Source organism: Pseudocolwellia sp. AS88 (assembly GCF_030551755.1).
Classification (GTDB): domain Bacteria; phylum Pseudomonadota; class Gammaproteobacteria; order Enterobacterales; family Alteromonadaceae; genus Pseudocolwellia.
The window spans coordinates 1-13,499 of record NZ_JAUPEC010000012.1 but is presented as its reverse complement, the minus strand read 5'-3'; the positions used below and the strand labels follow the sequence as shown (position 1 = coordinate 13,499).

General features: G+C 35.8%; 13 protein-coding genes, 1 tRNA gene and 1 rRNA gene. 6 read left to right on the top strand and 9 right to left on the bottom strand.

Translation table 11 applies throughout. The features are described from left to right. Positions 1 to 36 precede the first annotated feature (36 nt). Positions 37 to 1,902: a sigma-54-dependent Fis family transcriptional regulator gene (locus tag Q5N69_RS10045; protein ID WP_304368774.1), complete on the bottom strand. Its 1,866-nt coding sequence runs from the start codon at positions 1,900 to 1,902 to the stop codon at positions 37 to 39. 318 nt (positions 1,903 to 2,220) lie between these two features. Between Q5N69_RS10045 and cynS the strand changes: the two genes are divergently transcribed. The 3 genes from cynS (at position 2,221) to Q5N69_RS10030 (ending at position 3,924) form a co-directional block, all read left to right on the top strand. Continuing rightward, a complete protein-coding gene (gene cynS / locus Q5N69_RS10040) occupies positions 2,221 to 2,670 on the top strand; it encodes a cyanase (protein ID WP_304368880.1) in 450 nt (149 codons plus the stop codon). 37 nt (positions 2,671 to 2,707) lie between these two features. Next, positions 2,708 to 3,520: a formate/nitrite transporter family protein gene (locus Q5N69_RS10035; RefSeq protein WP_304368773.1), complete on the top strand. Its 813-nt coding sequence runs from the start codon at positions 2,708 to 2,710 to the stop codon at positions 3,518 to 3,520. A gap of 203 nt (positions 3,521 to 3,723) precedes the next feature. Beyond that, on the top strand, positions 3,724 to 3,924 hold the full coding sequence (locus Q5N69_RS10030) for a cysteine-rich CWC family protein (protein ID WP_304368772.1): 201 nt from the start codon (positions 3,724 to 3,726) through the stop codon (positions 3,922 to 3,924). Positions 3,925 to 3,975: 51 nt separating this feature from the next. On the opposite strand, the gene Q5N69_RS10025 is transcribed toward Q5N69_RS10030, so the two are convergent. Next, complete coding sequence (locus Q5N69_RS10025; protein ID WP_304368770.1) at positions 3,976 to 5,241, bottom strand: DUF4832 domain-containing protein; 1,266 nt, start codon at positions 5,239 to 5,241, stop codon at positions 3,976 to 3,978. A gap of 258 nt (positions 5,242 to 5,499) precedes the next feature. Beyond that, positions 5,500 to 6,729 (bottom strand): DEAD/DEAH box helicase, encoded by a 1,230-nt coding sequence (locus tag Q5N69_RS10020; protein WP_304368769.1) that lies wholly within the window; start codon positions 6,727 to 6,729, stop codon positions 5,500 to 5,502. A gap of 185 nt (positions 6,730 to 6,914) precedes the next feature. Between Q5N69_RS10020 and Q5N69_RS10015 the strand changes: the two genes are divergently transcribed. Then, entirely contained in the window at positions 6,915 to 7,601 is a 687-nt protein-coding gene (locus Q5N69_RS10015) for a cytochrome b/b6 domain-containing protein (RefSeq protein ID WP_304368768.1), read from the top strand. 105 nt (positions 7,602 to 7,706) lie between these two features. Here Q5N69_RS10015 and Q5N69_RS10010 read toward each other — a convergent pair whose 3' ends face one another. The 3 genes from Q5N69_RS10010 to Q5N69_RS10000 form a co-directional block, all read right to left on the bottom strand. Then, positions 7,707 to 8,177 carry a cytochrome c gene (locus Q5N69_RS10010; RefSeq protein WP_304368767.1) on the bottom strand — a complete coding sequence of 157 codons (471 nt, stop codon included), beginning with the start codon at positions 8,175 to 8,177 and terminating at the stop codon, positions 7,707 to 7,709. 108 nt (positions 8,178 to 8,285) lie between these two features. Continuing rightward, positions 8,286 to 8,657 carry a DUF2750 domain-containing protein gene (locus tag Q5N69_RS10005; protein WP_304368766.1) on the bottom strand — a complete coding sequence of 124 codons (372 nt, stop codon included), beginning with the start codon at positions 8,655 to 8,657 and terminating at the stop codon, positions 8,286 to 8,288. Between the two features lie 12 nt (positions 8,658 to 8,669). Then, positions 8,670 to 9,158, bottom strand: a complete 489-nt coding sequence (locus Q5N69_RS10000) for an acyl-CoA thioesterase (protein WP_304368765.1) — start codon at positions 9,156 to 9,158, stop codon at positions 8,670 to 8,672. Positions 9,159 to 9,367: 209 nt separating this feature from the next. Between Q5N69_RS10000 and Q5N69_RS09995 the strand changes: the two genes are divergently transcribed. Further along, complete coding sequence (locus tag Q5N69_RS09995; protein ID WP_304368764.1) at positions 9,368 to 9,820, top strand: YaiI/YqxD family protein; 453 nt, start codon at positions 9,368 to 9,370, stop codon at positions 9,818 to 9,820. Positions 9,821 to 9,823: 3 nt separating this feature from the next. Here Q5N69_RS09995 and Q5N69_RS09990 read toward each other — a convergent pair whose 3' ends face one another. Further along, positions 9,824 to 11,176 (bottom strand): DEAD/DEAH box helicase, encoded by a 1,353-nt coding sequence (locus Q5N69_RS09990; RefSeq protein ID WP_304368763.1) that lies wholly within the window; start codon positions 11,174 to 11,176, stop codon positions 9,824 to 9,826. A 210-nt stretch (positions 11,177 to 11,386) separates the two neighbouring features. Here Q5N69_RS09990 and Q5N69_RS09985 point away from each other — a divergent pair, with 210 nt between their 5' ends. Beyond that, complete coding sequence (locus tag Q5N69_RS09985; protein WP_304368761.1) at positions 11,387 to 13,015, top strand: response regulator; 1,629 nt, start codon at positions 11,387 to 11,389, stop codon at positions 13,013 to 13,015. An 88-nt stretch (positions 13,016 to 13,103) separates the two neighbouring features. Here the strand turns inward: Q5N69_RS09985 and Q5N69_RS09980 are convergent. Together Q5N69_RS09980 and rrf are read right to left on the bottom strand one after the other, a co-directional pair. Beyond that, a tRNA-Tyr gene (locus tag Q5N69_RS09980) sits at positions 13,104 to 13,188 on the bottom strand. 32 nt (positions 13,189 to 13,220) lie between these two features. After that, positions 13,221 to 13,335: ribosomal RNA gene (rrf, locus tag Q5N69_RS09975) — 5S ribosomal RNA — on the bottom strand. Positions 13,336 to 13,499: the final 164 nt, after the last annotated feature.

Below are 13,499 nucleotides of genomic sequence, written 5' to 3'. Positions count from 1 at the left end.
CAATGTAATTTAAAAAACATTGCTCTCTTAAATAACCTATATTTTATGATGATGGCGATTAATTTCGTATTTCTTTATTTTGGAAGCCAGTGTTGTGGGTTTTAATCCCAATAATTCTGCTGCACCATCTGCTCCATAAATTTTACCGTTACAATGAAGTAATGCCTGCTCAATGTTGGTTTTCTCTAATGCTTTATGTTGTATCGCACTCATCAATTCTGATGGCACTATCTTTCTAGTAGTTAACTGCACATCGTTATTTTGTTTAGTTAAGATGTCGAAATTGATTTTCTGATCTTTAGCTAAAATAATTTGTCGTTCAATAATGTTTTCTAACTCACGTATATTTCCTGGCCAACTGTACTGTTCTAGTAAATGCATTTGCGCTAATGATATTTTAGGTTGTGGTTTATTAATGCGCGTGCAAACCTTATCAATAAAGTGTTTTGCTAACAGCGGTAAATCGTCAATACGGTCGCGGAGCGCAGGTGATTGAATGGGGAAAACATTTAAACGGTAATATAGGTCTTCCCTAAATTTGTTTTCTTTGATGAGCTTTCTTAAATCTTGATTAGTCGCTGATATCACACGTAAATCCACACTACGTGTTTTTGAATCACCTACCCGCTCAAACTGTTGCTCTTGCAGAACACGTAATAATTTACCTTGCAACTGAATAGGTATTTCGCCTACTTCATCTAGAAATATCGTAGCGCCATCAGCAAGCTCAAAACGCCCAACACGATCTGAAATAGCGCCAGAGAATGCGCCCTTTACATGACCAAAAAATTCGCTCTCAAATAAATCAGCAGGAATAGCAGCACAGTTTACTCTAATCAGTGGTCTTCCTTTACGTTCACTTACTTCATGTATCGCACGAGCAATAAGCTCTTTGCCTGTGCCTGATTCACCAATAATTAATACGTTAGCGTTAGTTGGACCCACCAATTCTATTTGTTGCACCATGTGTTGCACTTGTGCACTTTGCCCAATAATTTGATGGTAATTAAAATCAGCATTTAACTCTTCTAATAAGTAGGCATTTTCCATTTCTAACCGACGCTTTAAGGAGTCTATTTCGTCTATCGCATTGAGTAACTTTTCTTGTATACGTTTACGATCAGTAATGTCTCTAAAAATAACGACTGCACCAATTAATATTCCGTGTTCAGTCACAGGTGTGCTTGTATATTCCACCGGTACTGGAGTACCGTCTTTCGCCCAAAAAACTTCATCGTCTACACTATGTATTTCGCCATCATTAAAAGCTGCGTAAATAGGACAATCATGAGCATGATAATGAGTACCATCAGGGTAAGAATGGTGCATAACATTATGAATTTTTTTGCCTATAAGTTCTTCCCGTTTCCATCCAATAATTTGTTCAGCAGCTAAATTAACGAAAGTGGTATTACCTTGTGCATCAACCCCATAAATCCCATCTCCAACGGCAGTTAATAACAGCTGATTTTGACGTTCTATTTCTTCAAAAGCCGTTTCATTTTTACGCCAATGAGTTAACCCTGATTGATAATTAGATTCAACAATAGCTTGATGGTATCGAGCAAAGCTTTTTACGCTGTTCTGGCAACTCATTAAGATGTTTTCATCTACTTTTGAAGCATTAATTTCGAGATGAATAGTTTGGTTATTTACCTTGATACTTAAGTTGCTTGTCCATGCTTCTTTTTGTATTAATACTTGCTGAGTAAAGTGAATTAATTGCTCTAAACAATCAGGAAAGAATGCCGATACTGGTTGAGCTTTTAAGATATTACCAGCCTCATCATTATTCAGATCAAACAACTCCTGTCCTTTATCGTTTGCCTGCAAGATAAGGTTATTAGTTGGATCAATCAACAACATGGCTGTTGGTGCATTCATAAACAATAGGTGCTGCATATTATTATCCTAAAAACATTCACTGTTTCTCTTTATACAATTGCTATGCCAAACAACGAATTTTCGTTACCGATCAACGAAAAATCGTTTTCAACGAGTTTTCGTTGCGTCCTCTCACACGAAACTTATATTTTTATTCTTAAAAATCAACTAACTATGATTTATTAACGCTATGGCATGTTTATCGCTATATCAGGTTAACTTTCATTTTATATTTTAAATAAATTAACAAAGTAAAAACTGAATTGGCATTTTGTTCTATATCAGTGCAGTGGCGTTAACTTATTTTTTAAAACCTAACGAGGATTTCTAATGACAATGTCGATGACACGTAATGAAGTAACTGAGTTAATTGTTACCCAAAAACTTTACAAAAAAGTTTCGTGGGGTGAATTAGCTGAAGTAATTGGTTTAAGTAAAGAATGGACTACAGCAGCGTTATTAGGCCAGATGACATTAACAGCTGACCAGGCAGAAAAAATTGGCGCTACGTTAGATCTACCTGAAGCTGCCGTTATTCAATTACAAGTTGTGCCTTACAAAGGCTCGTTACCAACAGCTGTACCTACTGATCCACTTATCTATCGTTTTTATGAATTAATTAGCGTTTATGGAACCACCTTTAAAGAATTAATACATGAAGAGTTTGGTGACGGAATAATGAGTGCGATTGATTTCAATATGGATTTAAAGCGTGAACCTAATGAAAACGGTGATCGTGTTCAAATTTTATTAAGCGGTAAATTTTTACCTTACAAAACCTATTAATCATTAATTCCATCAATCCAAGAAGAGAGAAAACTCCATGGCGTATATTGAACCTAGTGAATTTGTAACCAAAATGGTCGATTCTGGTGAACAGAAAGTTTACATGTCGACTAAAGATACCGTTATCCGTGCATTTATGGCGGGTGCCATTCTTGGCTTAGCCGCTATTTTTGCTATTACTGTAGCAACTAAAACCGGCAGCCCTATTTTAGGCGCGTGTTTATTCCCGGTTGGTTTCATCATGCTTTATCTGATGAAGTTCGACTTATTAACAGGTGTATTTACTTTAGTGCCTTTAGCTTTATTAGATAAACGTCCAGGTGTTACTTTTGGCAGTGTAATGCGCAATTGGGGTTTGGTGTTTATAGGCAATTTTGGTGGTGCCATGACCACCGCCTTCTTTATGTCGTTTATTTTAACCTATGGTTATTCTGCTGATGGTGGTGCAATTGCCGCTAAAGTCGCTCACATTGGTGAATCAAGAACGGTAGGTTACCAAGAGCACGGGATTGGCGGTTGGTTAACTATTTTTATTCGCGGTATGTTATGTAACTGGATGGTGTCTATGGGTGTTGTTGGCGCCATGATTTCTACCTCTGCTGGGGCTAAAATGGCTGCCATGTGGATGCCGGTTATGTTGTTCTTCTTCATGGGTTTTGAACATTCAATTGTGAATATGTTTTTATTCCCATTCTCTATGATCATGGGTGGTGACTTTACCGTTTATGATTATTTACTTTGGAATGAAATTCCGACAGTTTTAGGTAACTTAGCAGGCGGTTTATTATTAGTGGGCTTACCACTGTACTTTACTCATGTGAGAACTTCACCTGAGCGTAAACTGTCTTAATAACCAATATTTGACCCCATACCTGGGTAGTATTTAACTCAGGTATACCCTCTATTATTAAATGTTTTGTTTTGGCTTCGCGAGTTTTCTCCGAAGCCTTTTTTTATGCGATTTTTACTGTGAATAAATGAGTTTTTATGACGAGATATATTATTTAACGTTACTATAACGAATATGAGAACCGATACTAATAAGTGCTAATAATGACTGAAGCTGAATTGAATTGCCCTTTATGCCAACAAAATAATTACTGTGCTGTAGATTCAGATGAGCCTTGCTGGTGTATGAACACAAAAATACCCACCGAACTTATTGAGCAAGTACCTAGTGAGCAAAGGAATCAGTCGTGTATTTGTGCAAGCTGCGTAAACAAATTTAATCAACTGGTAAAAAGTGTTACTTAACTTTCAACACTTCTTTCTGCCAAAGTTTTTTTGCCTTATTAATGTTCACCTTTATAAATCAGCATTAAACTCTATAGTTTGACTCGACAAAATATGATCGCTAACAATGGTTACACTGGGTGAATCAGTTGTTACTGTATTTATATCTGCACTTTTCTCAATAATGAATTCTTGCGAGTTATTAGGCAAAAGACCTTTTAATGATGATGTTGATTTTATTTCATCGATAACAACAAAAGCATCGTAATAAATAGGCGCTACACCTGTATTTTTAATGGTTAATTTAATGTGCGTTGAGTTAGCCGAGAAGCTAGTCACTGTGAATTGATAACCACTCGCCATAGACGCTTCTTTAATACGTGAAATAGGTTGTTCTTCACTTGAGTCACCATGGTACGTATCGTTACCTATCATGTATGAAATATGGAATTTATCAGCAAACTCTTCATACGAAATACCATAAGCGCCCACATCAGGTTTCAAAACATTAAGCTGATCGGTTTCTTCTTCATAACTAAACTCTCCACCAAAAGGTACACTTTTATAACGCTCATTATAATTAAAGAAGTTCCAAGCACTTTCGTTATAACCAGAATGATCTTGAAGCATGAAGGAATCATCAAATAAACCAAAAGATAAATCGATTACCTCAGCTTCATTCATCGGCGTTCTTTGTATATCTGATGCATCTATTGATACTGACCAAGATAAGTTGCTATAAACGCTTTCTAGGTGGGTTAAAAAGGTTTTTTGATAGGCTTTGCTTGGAAAGGTATCACCTAATCTATCAGGTCCGTCATATATGTGGTATTCACCCCATAATCCAAATCCTAGCTGTAAAAAAGCGATACGATTATCATTGTCGTAACGTTGTGCAAATTTACTATGAAACTCTTGAGTAAAAGTTTGTAACTCAGCATGACTCCAATCAGGAAAGTGTGTGGTTAAACCTTCCGTTGTACCTACCGTTTCGTTGTAGTCAGGTAAACTTTTAATATAGTCGGGAACCGTTGTGTTTCTGCCAGGGTAAGTATAATAAAGCCTAAAAATAGCTTGATGGTTTCGCGCGGCTATTTTATCAAGTTTGTTATCAAGGTAGGTCCAATCGTAAACATCCTCAGCTGTAACAATTTGGTTGATAGATATATAGCTATATTCTAATGAAATCGCTTCAGCTAATACTGTTTTTTCAGGCGTATTCCAAGACTCATGTGTATCCCAAAAAACAATACCTGTCATAGGTTGCACTTGTTCAACTTTACTTTGCAGGGACAAATTAACAAAAGGCTCTGTTTCCGGAGGAGTATTAACTTGCACAGTATTGTCAGTTGTTGATTTTCCACCTCCACCACAGCTTAAAATAAAACAGCAGAGTAACGTAACTATCCATGTTTGAAGTGTAATTTTAATAACAACAACCTTAATTAGTTCCCTCTAGCATGATTACTTGAGCATTAGAGGATAAGTATTTATTGAGCAAATATACCGCTAAAAAGCATGATATTACAACAATATATTACTGGCTGTACTAGCCAGCGGTATTAGAGCTGTGCAACTAAAAGAATAGAAAGTGGATTATCGCTTTCTACGATTTGAACGTTCGCCTAATGCTTTTTTTCGGGCGGTTTTCTTAGATGGCGCACTTTGAGTTCTTCGACCATTTTTCGCGGGTTTGTTTAGATCAGGTTCATAGCCTGGTAACCATTGTGGTAAAAGTCGAGTATCAAGCACTTCTTCCACCGCTTTTAATAACCATTCCTCATCTGGACTCATTAAAGACAAAGCTAAGCCTGTTTTACCTGCTCGGCCTGTTCTACCAATACGGTGAATATAATCTTCAGCAACGTAAGGTAATTCATAATTGATGACATATTGCAGATCGATAATATCAATACCACGCGCAGCAACATCTGTTGCTACAAGGGCTCTAGTTTTACCTTCTTTAAACTCAGCTAAAGCTTTATCACGCGCCCCTTGAGATTTATCACCATGGATAGATTGCGTTTTTATTCCGTCTTTACACATTTCTTTAGCAAGCGCATCTGCCCCCTGCTTTGTTCGAATAAAAATAAGTACTTGTCGCCAGTTTTTCGAACCGATCAGGAATGATGTTAACTCGCGTTTTCTATCAGCATCTACGGTATAAACAATCTGCTCTACGTCTGTCGCAGCTGTATTACGTTCGCCCACTTCAATAAGTTTAGGTTCATTTAGTAAGGTTTTACTTAATTTAAATATGCTGTCGTCGAAAGTTGCCGAGAACAATAAAGTTTGACGTTTAGCTGGGATTCTTTTTAAGATGTTATTAATTTCATCTTTAAACCCCATATCCAACATTCTATCGGCTTCATCAAACACTAAATATTCTAAGTCGGCTAAAGTCAGTGAACCATTAATTAAGTGATCTAATAAACGGCCAGGCGTTGCAACAATAATATCCGCACCTGCATTTATCGCTTCAGTTTGTGGTCTTATACTTACACCACCATAAACAAGTACCGCTTTAATTTCGGTGTGTTTTGCGTAAGTTTCTATATTTTTAAAAACTTGTTGAGCTAACTCTCGCGTAGGTGTTAAAACTAAAGCTTTAACAGATCGAGTCGCGGGCTTAGATAATATATGATGCAAGATAGGTAATGTGAAAGCTGCGGTTTTACCTGTACCTGTTTGTGCGCCTGCCATCACATCGTGATGTTCTAAAATAGCCGGAATTGCAGCTAGTTGAATAGGCGTAGGTTTCTCATAACCTGATTCTTCAATCGCTTTTAATAAAACAGGATTTAAGTCTAAAGAGGTAAAGCTCATACAGTGTTCACAGTTGTTAAAAATTCTAATGGCGCTATTGTACCAGAGTTAATGAATAATGAATGCCGTAAAGAACTTTTACAATTGATACTCAATAGATTAATTTATTATAAAAGTTAAAGCTTTTACCATGTATTTATAATGCGTAAAATTAGCTCAATTCGATCCATTAAGGATAAGGTTTAATGACAACAAAATATTTAATTTGGGATTTACCCTTAAGGATATTCCATTGGGTGTTAGTCGCAACTATAGCAGCGGCTTGGTATACATCAGATCAAGATAATGGTTTTATTGATTACCATCTTATTTGTGGTTATGTTGCGCTAGGCTTAATAACCTTTAGGTTTCTTTGGGGATTCTTAGGTACTCGACACTCTCAATTTAAAAATTTCATCCCAACACCTAGTAAACTCATAAGTTATGTAAAAAAAGACAAACATATGCAAGAGCCAGCCGGACATAATCCTTTAGGCAGTTTAATGGTTGTTTTTATGTTAACTATTATTTTATTACAAGCGGTAAGTGGCTTATTTATGAATGATGATATTTTTACTGCTGGGCCTTATAACGGAGCGATTGATAAAGACATAGAAGCTATTTTGGTGTTTATACACCGTAATAGTTTTGATTTTATTTTAGGAGCTATTGCCCTCCACATCATTGCTATTATTAGTTATAAGAAGTTTAAAAATAAATCTTTAGTATTACCTATGATCACAGGTAAAAAATCATCTGATGATGTATCTGAAAAAGATGCAATAAAACATTCAAAAATTATATTAGCCATAATTATTGCACTTGCTGTTGCGGCTTTTGTTTATTGGCTTGTGGTGATGAATGCACCTGTAGCAGAAGAATATTATTACTAACGTTTTTAATACGCAAACATGATAACAAAAAAGGGCTGCTATTATTTCTAATAGCAGCCCTTTTCAAAATAAGTAAACTGAGTATTTAATTTAAGGCTAAATGAATTAATCTTCTCTGAATTCATTGTGACAACCGCCACAAGATTTACCTACACCACCAATAGCTTTCTTAATTGCTGACTCTTCACCTAACTTAGCCGCAGCTAATAAATCTGCAGATGCTGTTACTAAGGCATTAGTGCGCTTTTCAAAAGCTTCAGGTTTTTCCCAAATATCTTTAAGGGCATCGCCTGGTACGTCAAAACCGGAAGTATCGGTACGCATATAATCTTCTATCATTAATGATAATTGATTAATACGTAAAGCATATTTCTCAACAGCTTTTGCATCAAAAGGAATTTTTCCTTTAGCCATAGCACCTAATGGTCCCATGTTGCTTCCTAATAAACCATATACAGCTTTACGTGTTTCAGCTGATTTTTCGGCGTGCTTTAATGAGGTTGCTGTATCAGCCGTAGCTGTTGCAGTTACTACAAATGAAGATGCTACAACTATAGCCGTTAATAATTTTTTCATTTTTAATTAACTCCCTAAATTAAATGTATAGATTTTTAGCATAATTGAATAAGCATTACCGAGTAAAGTTATTTATTAAGCTAATTTGTCAGCAAAGGTAACATTAACTTACCCTTTTTTTCTTAATTCGTTTTCTAATTCGTCAGGATAAAAAACGTGTCCTTCCTCATTAGTATTAGGAAAAACAACAATAGCCAATTCGTCATCCATTAAACCGTTTGTCCAGCGGCTATACCATTTATTTAAACCGATAGATTCAGCTTTACACGTTGTCCACTCTTCGTTAATCCAAAGCTCAGCGGTTTCTTGTGAAGGCCAAACAGGTACGCAATCTTCATCTTCGGTATTTAACATCACGCAACCATGTTCGTCTGTTAATATCCAAATCGCTTGATGCTGACGAACTTCTTTTAAAAAGTATTTAACGCGATCTTCATCATTTAAATTAATTATCTGCTTCAAGCTTTGTTCATTACTCATATTAAACCTTTTCTATTTTTTCTTAGGCATTGCAAAAATTTCCATTTCGTCACCTATTTTCTTTCTCATTTCCATCAATTTGATGGCGGTATCATGTTGAGAAATATCTTCTTCAGTTTCTGGAATATATTCTGGTATTTGAATTTTCTGACCCGTTTCATCAACAGCAACCATGATCACAATACAGTGTGTGGTTTTACGACGAATAAGTGATTTAGGATCACAAGCATTTACTTCCAAAGCGATATGCATTGAAGATGTACCTGTATAAATAACTTTAGCTGAAACTTCTACTAAGCTACCTACATGGATAGGCGCTACAAATTTAATTCCACCTGCGTATGCTGTAACACAGTAACGACCACTCCAACCAGCAGCACAAGCATAAGCCGCTAAATCGATCCATTTCATTACAGCTCCACCATGAACTTTACCACCAAAGTTTACATCTTGTGGCTCAGCTAAAAATCTTAGTGTTATATCTCTTTGCGGTTTGTTCATCTTCATGTCTCTTATGTAATGGATAGCTAATATCTTATAGGTATAGTTAAGCAGTTTCTGTTCCACATTAATAATAACCTTAAAAGCGCTGTTTTTCCTATTTAAACCTTTAATAACCTCTTTAAAACAGCCAAAATTAAGGGATAGAATATTAACGCTTTTTTATTGCACCAAAAAGAAGCATAGCTTAATGAGAATAGGAATAAAAAATGAAAGTTTGGGTAGATGCAGACGCATGTCCGGTAGTGATTAAAGATATTCTTTTTCGTGCTGCTGACCGAGCTAAAATTGAAGTCACTTTAGTCGCTAATCATTATTTGAAAACGCCTCCATCAAAGTACATTAATTTTGTACAGGTAAGTTCTGGATTTGATGTAGCTGACGATGAAATAGTAAAAAGAGCGGATCCAAAAGACTTAGTAATAACAGCTGATATCCCCTTAGCCGCAGAAGTTGTTGAAAAAGGCTGTACCGCATTAAACCCAAGAGGTGAGCTTTATACTATACAAAATATTAAGCAAAAGCTTAATATGAGGGATTTTATGGATACATTAAGATCTAGTGGTATTCAAACAGGTGGCGTACCACCGATTAGTCAAAATGATCGGCAAGCCTTTGCTAATAACTTAGACAAATGGCTTGCGGCGAATCAAGCTAAATAAAAACTATCTTGAACCTGCGTATGGGTCTTTTGAACCTGTACCTTGAGGATTAGGTTTACGTGTAGCTTTACCTTGCACTTTGTGACTTGAGTTTTTACTTTTAGGTTTATGCCCACGTGCATTATCACCTGAACGTTGACCATCTTTATGCTCAAAATTAGTTTTAGGCTTTTTAGATTTTTTTGCTTTTAATGGACGTAATGTTCTCGATTCAGGTAATTCGTTAAATGGTGCAAAACCTTCGAAAATTTCACGAGGAATGAATTTCTGCATAACATGCTGTATGTCATTCAACAAATCTATTTCGTCTGCACAAACTAACGATACCGCATGACCGCTTGCTCCAGCACGACCTGTTCTACCAATGCGATGAACGTAATCTTCAGGAACATTAGGTAATTCAAAGTTAACAACTTGCGGTAATTGATCTATATCTATGCCGCGTGCAGCTATGTCTGTAGCCACTAATACACTAATCGAGCCATCTTTAAAATTAGCTAAAGCTTTTGTACGAGCTCCCTGGCTTTTATTACCGTGAATAGCAGCAGCTTTTATTCCTGCCTCTTCTAAAACTTTTGTTAGTTTATTAGCACCGTGTTTAGTTTTCATAAACACAAGCACTTGCTGCCAATCATTTTCTTTGATCAACTGCGTTAATAATTCTGGTTTTTTCTTTTTATCTACGGGATAAACTAATTGAGAAACAGACTCAGCTGCCGAATTTTTAGGAGTTACTGATATTTCTACAGGATTATTCACTAACCCGCGCGCTAAATCACGAATATCATCTGAAAACGTCGCAGAGAAAAGTAAGTTCTGTCTTTGCTTAGGTAAAAAAGATAAGATTTTCTTAATATCACGTAGGAACCCCATATCAAGCATTCTGTCGGCTTCATCAAGCACTAGCACTTCAAGTTGGTCAAAGCGAATGGCCTTTTGGTTATATAAATCTAATAATCTACCTGGTGTTGCGATTACAATATCAGCACCTTGGCGCAATCTCATCATTTGTGGATTAATTTTAACTCCGCCAAATACAACAGTAGAACTAAGTGACAGATATTTACTATAAGTTTCTACATTCACAGCAATTTGAGCAGCTAATTCACGTGTTGGTGTAAGTATTAAGCTACGCGCTTGATTAGGCTTTGCTTTATGGCCTTTAGATAAGATTTCTAATATAGGTAAAGTAAAACCAGCAGTTTTACCTGTACCGGTTTGTGCTGCAGCCATAACGTCTTTTCTAGACAAAACGGCAGGAATAGCTTGCTCTTGTATAGGGGAAGGTTGCTCATAACCTTTTTCTGATAAAGCGGTAAGAATTTCTGTAGAAAGGCCTAAAGATGTAAAGCTCATAATGTTCTCAATTCACAAAGTACCGCCAATTGCGGCGCTGAAGCTTACATTATAGCTGCTATTAAGGCAATTTACTTACAACCAAACATCCTTTAATTCATTATTACAATATAGCTTCTCCCTTTACTTATATAAAATATAAATAGCTGCTAAAATCAAATAAATGGATTTATTTATTAGTCATTATCTTAATGATATTTAAGGTATTTCATGCTCGACGATGTTTGCTATAACAAGAACATTTTAATTATTGATGGTGTTCGACAATCACGAGAAATTTTAAAACAGTTCGCACAGAGTATTAATGCTTTACGTATTGATACAAGTCAGCATGCCCCAGATATAATTAATAAATGTGAAAATATTGAATACGATATAATTTTACTTGGCTATGATTTAGGTGAAGATCGTAAGAATGGCCAGCAAATTTTAGAAGAACTGCGTGTTAAGAATTTAATATCACGTCATTGTACAGTGCTAATGATCACTGCAGAAATATCCCAAGCCATGGTTCTTGCCGCTTTAGAACATAAACCCGATGATTATTTAACTAAACCTTATACACTTGGGATCATTTCATCTCGTCTAGAAAAGTGTCTGATAAAGAAAAAAGCCATGGCACCTATCTACATTGCGATGGATGAATGTGATTACGCCAAGGTTATTACTCTTTGTAATAAAATGGTGAGAAAAAACAGTCTATATAAACATGAATGTTTAGGGATAATTTCTAGACAATATTACGAATTAAAACAATACGATCTGGCAAAAAAAATATACCTTGCTTACGAGAGCGAAGAAAACTGTCAATGGGCAATTATAGGTTTAAGTAAAATAGCCATTATCAATAAGGATTACGAGCTCGCAAAGAGCTATTTAGAGAGGCTAATTAATGATTATCCTCACTACCTTTCATCTTACGACTGGCTAGCAAACACATATCAACTATTAGAAAACCCATTTGAAGTTGAGATAACATTAGAAAAAGCTATTAATGTTTCTCCGCGCTCAGTTATGCGTTTAAAGCGATATGCTGATCAGTGTTTAACAAATAAAAACTATGAAAATGCTACAACCGCTTATAGTAATACCCATGATTTAGCATACCATTCAATTCATAGGAAACCTGAAAATACAATAAACTTTGCTGAAGCACTTTTAGAATATGCAGATCAGCTTTCGGTGTATCAAATAAAGCAACTTAACATTAAAGCCTTTAGTGCGTTAAAAAAGATGACTCACGACTTTAAACTCCCTGAGTTAAAAGTTCTTTCTTTATTATTATCATCACGGTTACACCATAAAGTTAAAGACTTTTCTCTATCAACAACAGCTCTAAATGAAGCTGAGCGATTACTTCTAAAAGTAGATAACGAATACTCACCTAAAGGAACACTTGCGATAGCTAAATCTCTTATATCTGTTAAAAAAGATGAACTTGCAAACAACCTGATTACAGCTTTAGCTGAATCGAATCCAGATGATTCAGATCTTATGTCAGATATATCTAAAATAACTAACCAACCAATTAGCGATCAAAATAAGATAGACGCACAAATAGCATTAGAGATTGGTACTAATTTATATCGAACAGGAGAATATCACTTATCAATTGATAAGCTGAATAAAGCTTCATCGTTATTCCCAAATCATATTGGTATTAAATTAAATTTATTTCAAGTTATCCTGGTATCTATCGAAACCAATGGAGGAAGAGAGCAAGATATTATTCAAATGGATAGGTTAGAAGAAGAATTTAGTCAGTTATCTGTAAATTCAGAATCGTATAATAGATATCAAAAACTTAAGAATAAATTTAATGAAGTAATTAATAAATAATACTGAAGGTATAGTTTGAAGTAGTTTTATATTTTATGGGTAATTTTAATTGAAGTTTATTTTTGAATTAATAAGATAAAGAAAGAAGTGGTGGAGGGAGGTGGATTCGAACCACCGAAGGCTGAGCCGTCAGATTTACAGTCTGATCCCTTTGGCCACTCGGGAACCCCTCCACGGGGTAACCTATTACTAGGTTGAAATAGACGCTTAGCAATGTCCTACTCTCACATGGGAACTCCCACACTACCATCGGCGCTACTGCGTTTCACTTCTGAGTTCGGAATGGGATCAGGTGGGGCCACAGCGCTATTGTCGCTAAACAAAAACTTTAGAAGTTAATAGACTTATAAAATCTGTTAATTTCTAGAGTTTAAAAGCCCGTCACATCAGCAACGGGCTTTTAGAATTAGAAGCCTAGCAATGTCCTACTCTCACATGGGAACTCCCACACTACCATCGGCGCTACTGCGTTTCACTTCTGAGT